Source organism: Iocasia fonsfrigidae, from assembly GCF_017751145.1.
GTDB classification, from domain to species: domain Bacteria; phylum Bacillota; class Halanaerobiia; order Halanaerobiales; family DTU029; genus Iocasia; species Iocasia fonsfrigidae.
In genome coordinates, this window is the sequence record NZ_CP046640.1 from 790,154 (window position 1) to 802,107 (window position 11,954).

At 36.7% G+C, this 11,954-nt stretch carries 10 protein-coding genes and 1 tRNA gene; 8 read left to right on the forward strand and 3 right to left on the reverse strand.

Going from position 1 to position 11,954, the window contains the following annotated elements:
* The first annotated feature begins 74 nt into the window (after positions 1–74).
* Genes lon through GM661_RS03905 form a run of 3 tightly spaced genes read left to right on the forward strand, consistent with a single transcriptional unit; the run spans position 75 to position 3,853 of the window.
* Positions 75–2,435, forward strand: coding sequence for an endopeptidase La (gene lon, locus GM661_RS03895; protein WP_230868826.1), 2,361 nt, complete (start codon positions 75–77; stop codon positions 2,433–2,435).
* Positions 2,425–3,012, forward strand: a complete 588-nt coding sequence (gene yihA / locus GM661_RS03900; RefSeq protein ID WP_230868827.1) for a ribosome biogenesis GTP-binding protein YihA/YsxC — start codon at positions 2,425–2,427, stop codon at positions 3,010–3,012. The genes lon and yihA overlap by 11 nt, the downstream gene beginning before the upstream one ends.
* Positions 3,013–3,028: 16 nt before the next feature.
* A complete protein-coding gene (locus tag GM661_RS03905) occupies positions 3,029–3,853 on the forward strand; it encodes a class I SAM-dependent DNA methyltransferase (protein WP_230868828.1) in 825 nt (274 codons plus the stop codon).
* Here the strand turns inward: GM661_RS03905 and GM661_RS03910 are convergent.
* Both GM661_RS03910 and GM661_RS03915 read right to left on the reverse strand, forming a co-directional pair.
* Complete coding sequence (locus tag GM661_RS03910; protein WP_230868829.1) at positions 3,836–4,102, reverse strand: YqhV family protein; 267 nt, start codon at positions 4,100–4,102, stop codon at positions 3,836–3,838. The genes GM661_RS03905 and GM661_RS03910 overlap by 18 nt on opposite strands.
* Before the next feature lie 82 nt (positions 4,103–4,184).
* Complete coding sequence (locus GM661_RS03915) at positions 4,185–5,951, reverse strand: FAD-dependent oxidoreductase (protein ID WP_230868830.1); 1,767 nt, start codon at positions 5,949–5,951, stop codon at positions 4,185–4,187.
* 356 nt (positions 5,952–6,307) lie between these two features.
* Here GM661_RS03915 and GM661_RS03920 point away from each other — a divergent pair, with 356 nt between their 5' ends.
* The 4 genes from GM661_RS03920 (at position 6,308) to GM661_RS03935 (ending at position 9,330) form a co-directional block, all read left to right on the forward strand.
* A complete protein-coding gene (locus GM661_RS03920) occupies positions 6,308–6,997 on the forward strand; it encodes an FMN-binding protein (RefSeq protein ID WP_230868831.1) in 690 nt (229 codons plus the stop codon).
* A 167-nt stretch (positions 6,998–7,164) separates the two neighbouring features.
* Positions 7,165–8,211: an FAD:protein FMN transferase gene (locus tag GM661_RS03925; RefSeq protein ID WP_230868832.1), complete on the forward strand. Its 1,047-nt coding sequence runs from the start codon at positions 7,165–7,167 to the stop codon at positions 8,209–8,211.
* 6 nt (positions 8,212–8,217) lie between these two features.
* Entirely contained in the window at positions 8,218–9,168 is a 951-nt protein-coding gene (locus GM661_RS03930; protein ID WP_230868833.1) for a polyprenyl synthetase family protein, read from the forward strand.
* Positions 9,169–9,253: 85 nt separating this feature from the next.
* Positions 9,254–9,330, forward strand: a tRNA-Arg gene (locus GM661_RS03935).
* Between the two features lie 132 nt (positions 9,331–9,462).
* Here the strand turns inward: GM661_RS03935 and GM661_RS03940 are convergent.
* Positions 9,463–9,921 carry a hypothetical protein gene (locus tag GM661_RS03940; protein WP_230868834.1) on the reverse strand — a complete coding sequence of 153 codons (459 nt, stop codon included), beginning with the start codon at positions 9,919–9,921 and terminating at the stop codon, positions 9,463–9,465.
* 373 nt (positions 9,922–10,294) lie between these two features.
* Between GM661_RS03940 and GM661_RS03945 the strand changes: the two genes are divergently transcribed.
* Positions 10,295–11,953: an NAD+ synthase gene (locus tag GM661_RS03945; protein WP_230868835.1), complete on the forward strand. Its 1,659-nt coding sequence runs from the start codon at positions 10,295–10,297 to the stop codon at positions 11,951–11,953.
* Position 11,954: the final 1 nt, after the last annotated feature.

The following is an 11,954-nucleotide window of genomic DNA, read 5'->3' on the forward strand; positions in this document are numbered from 1 at the left end:
ATTACTAATAATTTTACTTTTTGTGAAGGAATATGCTATCTTTAAGCGAATAGAATAATTGAGGTGAGGAAGAGATGACAGAGGATATTAATAATATTGAAGAACAGGAAATCGAAGAAGTTCTGGAACTACCCTTACTGGCATCCAGAGGTGTGGTTGTTTTTCCATATATGGTAATCCCTTTACTGGTTGGTAGAGAAAAATCAATAGAGGCCCTGGAGAAAGCTATGCTGGCTGAAAAAGAGATTATTGTAACAACCCAGAAAGACCAGGAGATTGAAGAACCGTTGGCAGATGACCTCTGTCTTGTGGGGACAGTAACTGAGGTTAAACAGTTAGTTAAACTCCCTAATGGTATGATAAAAGTCATTGTTGAAGGGAAAAAACGGGGGAGAATACTTGAGTTTGTTGAAGATGATGAATATTTTGAGGCCAGGGTTCAGACCTATGATGATGGTATTATAGAAACTGATGTAAACTGGAAGGCCTTAATGCGTTCTGTATTAAATAGTTTTGAGGAATATGTAAAATATAATCGGCATTTGCCTGCTGAAACAATGATGGGTGTCAATAATATTGAAGAGCCTGGTAGACTGGCTGATGTTATTGCTTCTCATTTGGAATTAAAATATAAGGATGAACAGAGCTTACTTGAAGCCCTTGATGTAAAAGAACGGTTGGAGGAATTATTAGGTATAATTAAGGATGAGATTGAGGTTCTTAAGATAGAACAGCAGATTCAAAAGAAGGTCAAAAAACAGGTTGAGAAAACTCAGAAGGAGTATTACCTCCGGGAGCAGTTGAAGGTGATTAAGGAAGAGCTTGACCTAGAGGAAGATAGTGAGATAAATAAATACCGTCAACAACTGGAGGAGTTACATATACCGGATGATATTGCTGAAAAAATTGAGGATGAAATTAATAGGCTGGATAAGACACCGGCTATGTCACCTGAGGCTACTGTTATCAGGAATTACCTGGACTGTGTACTTGACTTACCCTGGGGGAAGACCAGAGAGGAAAAAATGGAGATCGAACAGGCCCAGTTGGTACTTGATGAAGATCATTATGGTTTAGAAGATGTCAAAGAGAGGATACTTGAGTATTTAGCGGTTCGCAAACTGGCCCCAGAAAAGAGTGGACCGATATTATGTCTGGCCGGTGCTCCTGGTGTTGGTAAGACCTCCCTGGGAAAATCGGTAGCCCGGGCTTTAAAAAGGGATTTTGTCAGAATATCCCTCGGTGGGGTCAGAGATGAGGCAGAGATCAGGGGGCATAGAAGGACATATATTGGCTCCCGCCCAGGAAGGATTATTAATGCTATGAGGGAGGCTGGCAGTAGTAACCCAGTATTCCTACTTGATGAGGTTGATAAAATGGCTGCTGATTTCAGGGGAGATCCTTCTGCTGCTTTACTGGAAGTCCTTGATCCTGAACAAAATTGTGAATTTACTGACCACTATTTAGAGATACCTTTTGATCTTTCTAAGGTGCTTTTTATTACTACTGCTAATGTAACTCATCCCATACCAGCCCCTCTGCTGGATAGGATGGAGGTAATAGAATTACCTGGTTATACAGATGATGAAAAGATAAAGATAGCGGGAAAATACCTCCTGCCGCGTATCTTAAAAGACCATGGACTGGATAATGAAAAAATAAGTATTTCCACCAATACTATTTATCAGATAATCAGGAGATATACCAGAGAGGCTGGAGTCAGAAACCTGGAGAGGAAATTATCTGCTGTCACACGTAAAGTAAGCCGTGAGATAGTAGAGGGTAGAGAAAGGCAGGCCAGGGTAACAACACAAAATCTTTCCAAATACCTTGGTGTAGAGAGATTTAAAGATGAAAAAGCCAAAAAGAAAAACAGGGTTGGGGTAGCTACTGGAATGGCTTATACCAATGCTGGTGGTGATATCCTGGATATTGAGGTCGCTGTTGTAAAAGGAAAAGGCAAACTAATTTTAACTGGCTCACTGGGGGATGTTATGAAAGAATCAGCTCAGGCTGCTTTAAGTTATATTCGTTCCAGACAGGAAGATTTAGGATTAGAGGATGATTTCTATGAGAGATATGATCTACATATCCATGTACCACAGGGTGCGGTTCCTAAAGACGGCCCATCAGCAGGGATAACTATTGCTTCAGCTATTGGTTCAGCTTTATCCCGGAAACCATTGAGGGGAGACTATGCGATGACAGGGGAGATAACCCTGCGGGGTAGGGTTTTACCGGTGGGTGGTGTTAAAACTAAAGTACTGGCTGCCCGCCGAGCAGGTATTACAAAAATTATTCTACCAGAGGAGAATAAAAAGAACTTTCAGGAGATAAAAAAACAGGTCAGGCGGGATATCAAAGTACATTATGTAGCACATATGGATGATGTTTTAGAGTTAATCTTAATGGATGGTGAAAATAATGAGGTTTAAAAATCCTGTATTTATAAGTAGTGCCTATAGTAATAATGATTATCCACAACATAATTTCCCAGAAATCGCTTTTTCAGGGAGGTCTAATGTGGGAAAGTCTTCCATGATTAATAAGCTACTCAATAGGAATAAACTGGCCCGTACAAGTTCACAACCAGGGCGGACACAGAGTATTAATTTCTTTAATATTGATGATCGTTTTGTGCTGGTTGACCTACCAGGTTATGGTTTTGCTAAAGTCCCCCTTAAAGTTAAGAAAGAGTGGGGGCGTTTAATAGATGACTATCTTTATAATCGTACTAATCTTGTTGGCATAGTACAGATTATTGATGCTAGACATAAACCAACTAAGGATGATTTAATGATGGTTAACTGGTTAAAGGACACAGGGATACCAACTATTATTGCTGCTACCAAGGTTGATAAATTAAAGAAGAGCCAGCAGAGCAAACAAAAAAAACTGATTAGAGAAACCCTCCAACTTGCTGAAGATATGGATTTCTGTTTTTTTTCGGCCAAAACAGGAGAGGGGAAGGACCAGATTTTTAATTTTATTGTAGATTTAATTGAAGGTTAACAAGGGGGGCAAAACAATGGAGAAAAAAGCCTATACAGAATTTTTTGCCCAGATTTATGATAATATTATGGGGGCAGTCCCATATAAATTATGGTTTGAGTATATCCATGATATTCTTAATTACTATCAGTGTAAAGCAGATTCTGTCCTGGATTTGGCCTGTGGTACAGGGACAATGAGTCTTCTTTTTAATGATCAAGGTTATTATGTAACCGGTATAGATCGTTCACAGGATATGCTTGCTGTGGCCGAGGGAAAAATTGATAAGCGAAGTAATATTGATTTTGCTGCGGCGGATTTAAGGGAGTTTACTACTGTAAAAAAGTATGATTTAGCAATATGCCTTTTTGATAGCTTAAATTATATTTTAACTGCTAAAGAACTGTTTGAGGTCTTTAATCAGGTGTTTTCTGCCCTGAATGATCATGGTCTTTTTATTTTTGATATGAATACCATAACAAGGTTAATGAGTATTAAATCTGGTACAACTATGTTTCACGGAGAGGGTTATAGTTGTTTTTGGGAAGATATCGTAGATCAGAAGCAAGAGAGATGGAAGGTTCGTTTAAAGATTTACCTGGATAATCGGGATGAGTGTTATGAGGAATTACATGAAGAGAGGGGTTATTTAATCAGTGATGTTATAAGCTTATTGCAAAAAGCTGGGTTTAATAAGATAGATGTCTTTAGTGCCTATACCTTTAATAAAGGTAGGGATAATGATAATAGATTATATTATACTGCTTTTAAGAAGGCTGTAAAAATGAACCAATTCAGCCTGGCTTATTTATTTAGAAAAATGAAATGGAGGGTTAAGTCTTTTTTATCTGCTGCCAAGTAGTATTAAGAAGACACCGAGTCCTATTAATAATATTTTTTTAAAGTCTAGCTGACTGCTTATTCCTGTTAAACCGAGAAAGGTGACCAGTATTAGAATAATAGGCCCAACTAATCCCAGTAAGGCATTTATTCTGATAGCAGTATCTATTCTTCTGAAATAAAACATAAGACCAGCTGCCCCCATTTCAATAAGGCTTGAAATGATTCTTAAGAATATCATCAGATAAAGTATATTATTTGTTTTAAACATATAACTCCCTCCCCTTTAAAGTATATGAAAGCAAAAAAGACCTTACCACCTAGTGGTAAGGTCTTTTTTTTCTTAATGGTTGTTAATCATTGTTGATAGGGTTCATAACCAGCTGTAGGTCTTTATTTTTACCTCGTTTTTTACGCCAGATTATTCTTCTTAACCACGGTAGTAGATAGTAATCAACACTAAGTGATCTGCCAGCACCGATCACAGCTATTGAGCTGAAAAGGAACCAGGGGAGAGTAACATTTTGTGGATAAAAGCCTGATAAAAAGAAATTGATAGTCATAAAGAATGAACCGATACCACCTAAGGGGACCAAGATGCCAAGAATTAATGAGGCTGACAGTGCTAGTTCTCCCATAGTAATCATTACCTGAAATAAATAGGCATTGGGAAAGACAACTGCCTCCATAAAACTTACATACCAGTCCAGGGCATTAGGACCAATAGGCGAGGTTGATGCCCCGGCTACCAGTTTATCCCCGGCAGTCAGCCACCCATTATGAACTTTGTCAAGTCCAGAGATGAGCCATTGAAATCCCAGGAATATGCGGAGGAAAGCCAGTAGAAATGAAGATGCTTCCCGGCTGAAATGGTCAAAACTCTGGGCAACTAGTCCCTTACTGGAGCTTTGTTCTTTTATATAGTTGAGGATATAGCCGATTCCATTTTTGAATCCACCTAATGAAAAGAGGTAATGCATATTTACAAGGTGTTTCATATACATTGCCGGCCAACTGGTCAAGGAAATACCCATCAGGTCAGCTAGAGCATATTTACCTCCGATAGATACCATTATACCGTGGAGTTTAGCCTTGATCTCCTCCTTTTTAGAACCATTAATATCTGCAGCAATATTATGGGCTGCTGTTTCACCTGTCTGTAAAGCAGCTTCTACCAGGGCTGGAAGTGCTTTTTTATCCTGCCAGGGGGTATGGGCATTATCACCAATAGCATATACCTCAGGATACTCTATTGTTTGCAAATAACTGTTAACCTCTATTCTGCCTCTTTTATCTGTTTTTAATTCCAGGGTAGTGGCAGTATCAGAAGCCATGACACCACAATTCCAGACTATTGTTCGGCAGTTAAGCACATCACCATTGCTAAAGACCAGGCCATTTTCTTTTACTTCATCTACAAAGGAACCCAGCTTAAGATTAACAGCTTTTTTCTGCAGATAATCCATAGCCTTATCAGCCAATTTTTGATCTAAAGAAGGGAGTATTCTGTCGAGACCCTCACAGAGATATAAGTTTACCTCATCACGAGGAATCTCGTATTGAGCAGATAGTTCATCAAGCCATTCTATTAATTCTCCAAGCATCTCTACACCTGTAAATCCACCACCACAGACGGCAAAAGTAAGTAATTCCCTTCTTAACTGGGAGTCTCTAATAACCCTGGCCTCCTGAAAACATTTTTTAATGTGCTGGTTTATTGCTTCAGCATCATCTATAGACCAGAGGGTAAAGGTGTTTTCATCTGCACCCTTTACACCACAGTGGGTTGGTTGACTACCGGTACCAAGAATAAGGTAGTCATAATTATATTGAAAATTTTCTGAGCTAAGTGTTTTGCTTTCAAAATTAATATCATTAATCTTATCTTTTACTATATTAACTTCTGTTGAATTAAATATATCATTTAATCCAATCTTTACTCTTTCACTATCAATTCTATTCCCAGCGACCTCGTGTACTTCTGTTAATAAGGTATGGTAAGGGTTATTGTCAATCAGGGTTATAGTGGTATTGGGATTTTTTTTCAGTAGTCTATTTAGTTTTTTAGCAGCGGTTATTCCACCATAACCTGCCCCAAGAATTATAATATTTTTACTCATTTTTGACCTCCTTGATATTTATTATTCCCTTCACAAAGGGTTTTGATTAATTTAAAAAGGAATAAATTAAATTAGTTATGTTACTTATTTAACAATTATATTATAGCATAATATTTTCCATATGCAAAGGAAAATATGAATATACTTGACGAATGTAAAGATAGAATGTATAATTAACATACAAAATATAGATAACCCTTGAAAACTATTAACATTATTTGAAATTAACATATTTTTAAAAATATCTGTGTTTCCTTTATATGTGAATTTATTTATTTGGGTATAAGTTGTGTTTATATTAACAAGGAAATAGAAGAACCAAAATGTGCTAATTATTTTGAAAGGGGGTGAAATAAATGATAAAGAAGAGTATGATCTTGTTAATTAGTTTATTATTAGTAGCTGTTTTGTCCTTTAACATATTAGCTACTGAGGCTAATTATAAAGATGGTCATTATCTTGGTTTTGTTGCTAATGATCATGGTGATGTAGTTATCGAAGTCATTATTAAACACGGCCAGATTGTTGACCTTAATATGATTAACCCTTTCAAGCTTCACTATGAATATGCTGAGGGTAAAAAGGCTTTCTTAGAATACCCTTACATGGTTCTGGAAAATCAATCAACCCAAGTAGATGGTATTACTGGTGCTACACATAGTATGCATGATTACAATGAAGCAGTTGACATGGCACTAGCTATTGCCGGTGGAAACTATCAGGGTAATAAATACTATGGTTTAGCCGAAGATTTTGAACATGGTCATGTGATAGTTGAGATTACAGTAGAAAATAAAGAAATTACTGATGCCAGGCTGGTAACTGCTAACCCGGAATTAGTAGATAATGAAGACGGTCGTGAAAAACTAATGCCTGCTAAAGCTGCTGATTATGGTTCAAAACCTGCCCTTGAATATTTTAACAGTTTTCCAGAGAAAGTAGTTGAAAACCAGGGTGAGGTAGATGTCCTTACAGGGGCTACCCATAGTGGTGAAAGCTATAATGAAGCACTTGACATGGCTTTAATTCAGGCAGGCCTCAAGTAAATTTCTGATATAGCAATTTTCTGAGGAAAGTCTATAACAGGCTTTCCTTTTTTCCTTTTACTGCTCTGGGGAATAAGTAATCAAGGCTTGCCAAAGACTATATACAGGATTTGGGTATTTGATTGTTGACTTTTCTAAGGTGATAGATTAATATAAATGACAGGGTGATGAAAGTGGCTAAAAAAATATATATTGCAGTATTATTAATATTAGTTATGATGATAACCTTTACAGCCTGTCAAAATAAAAGGGAGAATGGGACTCATCCAAAGGATGCGACAACATTTTTAATGGGTACAGTTGTTCAAATGAGGGTTTATGGTAGTAATGCCCAGGAAGTTATTGATAATAGTTTTACCAGATTAAGGGAGATTGAGAATGAAATGAGCACTACCATTGTTTCCAGTGAAATATCTAGAATAAATACTCATCCAGGAGAAGATATCAAGGTCAATGCTGATACATATAGGGTGCTTAAGAAGGCGGTTGAATATGCTAATTTAACAAACGGAAAGTTTAATCCGGCTATTGGTCCACTTGTAAAGTTGTGGAGTATTGGCACAGAGAATGCCCGGGTGCCTGCTGAAGATGAAATTAAAGAGGCCTTAAAACTAGTTAATTATCAATGGATTGACCTGGATGATGAGCAGATGACAGTTATGCTGGAAAAACAGGGGATGAGTCTTGACCTGGGTGCTATTGCCAAAGGTTATGCTGCTGATGAGGTTAGAAGGATTGTAAAAAATTCCAGGGTAGAGAGTGCTTATGTTAACCTGGGGGGAAATGTATTGGTAATTGGTGAAAAGCCTGATGGAACTCCCTGGAAGGTAGGTATACAGGATCCCCGTCATAATCGCGGTAATGTTATGGCCAGTATAGATGTAAGGGATAAAACATTAGTAACTTCAGGTAATTATGAGAGGTATTTTGAAAAGGATGGTGTTATCTACCATCATATTCTTGATCCGGATACAGGCTACCCGGCAGATAGTGGTCTTTTAAGCTGTACAATTATAACAACTGATTCCTTTGATGCAGATGCCCTGTCAACCAGTATTTTTATCCTTGGACCAGCAAAGGGGCTAGAACTACTTGAAGAGATTGATGGTGTTGAAGCAATGTTAATTACTAAGGATTTGGGGATAATACTATCAAGTGGAATTGAAGGTCAAGTTGATATTCTAAATGATGATTTCCAATTAAATGGGATGTGATTTTGTTTGACTAGATTCAATGATTTTCGAATAGAATTAAATAATTATATGAAAAAACACTGTGAATCCAGAAGGGATATATTAAACACAGCAATCAGTGATTTAATCAATGGTGGGGGAAAGAGGCTCCGGCCTATCATGATTAATATAGCTGCTAGTTTTGGCAATTATAATAAAGATAAGATAATACAGCTTGCCAGTGGTATTGAATTACTCCATATGGCTACCTTAGTACATGATGATATTATTGATGAAGGAAAACTAAGGAGAGGTCGGGAAACTGCTCAGCATAGATTTGGCAAAAATATTGCAGTCTTTGTGGGTGATTATCTCCTGGCGAAATCATATATTTTATTTTCTAATAATCTTTCCCGAAAGGGTTTAAACAGCTTAAATAAAACAGTGCGTCTTATCTGTGAAGGTGAGATAGCTCAATTCCAGGAAAAATATAATTATCATGTGACAGTAAGGGATTATTTAAAGAGGATCAGGCGAAAGACAGCTTTGCTTTTTGGGCTTAGTACCTATCTGGGGGCTTACGAAAGCGGCTTAAGGGATAATTTATTACATCATTTATATAATTTTGGTCTTGAATTAGGAATGTCCTTTCAAATTCAGGATGACCTCTTAGATTTTACTGGTGATGAAGAAAAAACAGGTAAAAAGGTAGGTCAGGATATGGCAGCTGGTATTTATACCTTACCTGTTATCTGTCTGCTGGAAGATGGTAATTATCAGAAAAAAGCATGGCAGCTGCTCAGGCAGGGTGATTTTACTGAGGGGGATATTAAGCAGATTACCAAGATGGTAAAGGAGAGCGATTCACTAAATAGGAGTAAGACTATGGGGGAACGTTTCCTTACCCGGGCAATAAAACATCTCAAATCTCTACCAGCCGGTAAGCCTAGAGATGATCTGTATTATATAATTGACTGGCAGTCCAGCAGAGAAAAATGATTATTTTAGCTTGAATTTACTTGACAAATCCCACTGTTCACTGTATAATTTAAAAATGTCAAGGGATAAATTATCTCATATATGTGGGGCTATAGCTCAGCAGGATAGAGCGACAGATTCCTAATCTGTAGGCCGAAGGTTCGAATCCTTCTAGTCCCACCAGTTATTTTTGTTGATATATCAAGGATTATAAAGAGACCAGCCAGAGTTTTGGCTGGTCATTTTTTATTTATATGCGCTATATTGGTATTTGATTCTTTATTTTAACAGTCTTTGAATTAGCAAATTAAAAAATCAATTTTTTGCCTCAATATATTTGTTTAATTTTAAATAACCCCAGGTCGCAAAAGTAAACCATAATATGAAATTAGCCAATCTTAGCAAGAAAACAGGTTCAATAAACATTTCTAAATTTACTAATACTCTTGAATATATCATGCTCATAATTACCCCTGATATAGGAAATATATAAACTAGTAGTTTATTCTTAGGTAAAAGATAGAAGTACATAATGAAGAATGTACACCAAGATATTGGTGAGTCTATTGGTATATAACCATAACCGAAGGGGTTAAAGTTAATCCATCTAAAAGTATTTGTTAGATAACCAATTGTGAGTCCTATTACATCATAAAAGCTGCCAAATATAATCCCATATACAGTAAGACGACGAATTTCATTTCTTGGAACAAGTACAATAAGGGCGAAAAGAAATATTGCTAATTTTATGAGATGAAAATAACGAATCGCCATTTGTTTCCAAACCTCCCAATATTAAGCTTAATGTATTTTGCAATAGTTTTCTAAATATTATTTAATTAAAAACTTTATAACTAGTAATAATATTATAACTAGTATTTATAAAATTATGTAGTAATTTGAATTATTTATTAAGGACTATGCTGCTAACTATTCATTTGATTAATCTACTATCCATATTACTAATATTACCACTCATGTATTATTCATATTACTATTTTTTAAGGTGATTTTATAATAATCTACAGTCAATGAAATGTAAGTCAAGATTGCTGTTAATATCTCCTTGTAATAAAATAGTATTGATATTATAATATGAATAGGCAAAAATTCGACATTATGGAAAGTAAAATGGAGGTATTAATTGATGAAGATATGTTTAGCACAAATTAATCCAACTGTTGGTGATATAGATAATAATCTTAAAAAGATTAAAGGATCTATTAAAAAGGCCGGTGATGGGGTTGATCTAATTGTTTTTCCTGAAATGGTCCTTTCTGGTTATCCCCCCAGGGACCTCCTTCATAAAAAGCAGTTAATTTTCAAGGTGAATAGTGCAGTTGAAGAACTAATAGATTTTTCAAGGGATTATCCTCAGCTGGGTATTATAATTGGTGCCCCGGTTGAGACGGGGAAAAAGGCTGGTAAGGGTTTATATAATTCAGGCTTATTGATTTCTAATGGTAGCTTACTTTTTAAACAGCACAAATCGCTCCTGCCTACATATGATGTCTTTGACGAAACCAGGTATTTTGACCCTGCTGAAGAGATAGCTACGTATTTGTTTAAAGGGGAAAGACTTGGCATTACTATTTGTGAGGATATCTGGAATGACCCTGATCTCTGGGAAAATAGACACTATGACCTGGACCCAGTAGACATACTGGTTAATAAAGGGGCCTCAATAATAATTAATATCTCTGCATCCCCCTTTCAGTATGATAAAGATGAGATCAGGACCAATATATTAAAAAACTATGTAAATAAATATGAGATTCCCTTTGTTTATTTAAATCAGGTAGGGGGAAATGATGAACTGATTTTTGATGGACAGAGTATGATTATAAATAAAAATGGTGAGATGCTGGGTAAGTTAAAGGCCTTTGCTGATGATTTATTAAGTATTGAATTATCCAGGGATATAGAGCAAGTAGACAGGCCTTATACTATTCAAAAAAAGCAAGATGATAAAATAGCAAGTGTAGAGCAGGCTTTAGTTTTGGGCATAAAAGACTATTTTCAAAAATGTGGTTTTAAAAAAGCGGTAATTGGTTTATCAGGGGGTATTGATTCAGCTGTGACCCTCTGTCTGGCTGCTGAGGCCCTTGGAGCGGATAATATTTTGGCAGTATCTATGCCTGGGCCCTATTCATCAGAGGGGAGTGTCATAGACTCCAGGGAACTGGCCGGTAACCTGGGGGTTGATTTTAAAGTAATATCTATTAAGGATATTTTTGAATCATATAAAAATACCCTGAGCGGCTATTTTGCTGATCTCCCTGAAGATGTGACAGAGGAAAATATTCAGGCCAGAATAAGGGGTAATATTTTGATGGCTTTTTCTAATAAATTTGGACATCTGGTACTGGCTACAGGTAATAAGAGTGAGCTGGCTGTTGGGTATTGCACACTTTATGGTGATATGAGTGGTGGGATAAGTGTCCTGGCAGATGTCCCCAAGACAATGGTTTATGAACTGGCCAGTTATATAAACAGAAAACAAGAGATGATTCCAGAAGAGATTATTGAAAAAGCACCTTCAGCAGAATTAAGACCTGACCAGAAGGATGAGGATTCACTTCCTCCTTATGCAGTGCTGGATAAAATACTATATTATTATATAGATAAAAATATGTCTATTAAGGAAATAGCAGCCCAGGGATATGACCAGGAAATGGTTAGTTGGGTAATTAATAGGGTAGATAATAATGAATATAAGAGGCGGCAGGCTGCCCCTGGTCTTAAACTGACAAGTAAGGCCTTTGGAATGGGCAGGAGAATGCCTGTTGCTGCCCAGCTTAATTAGG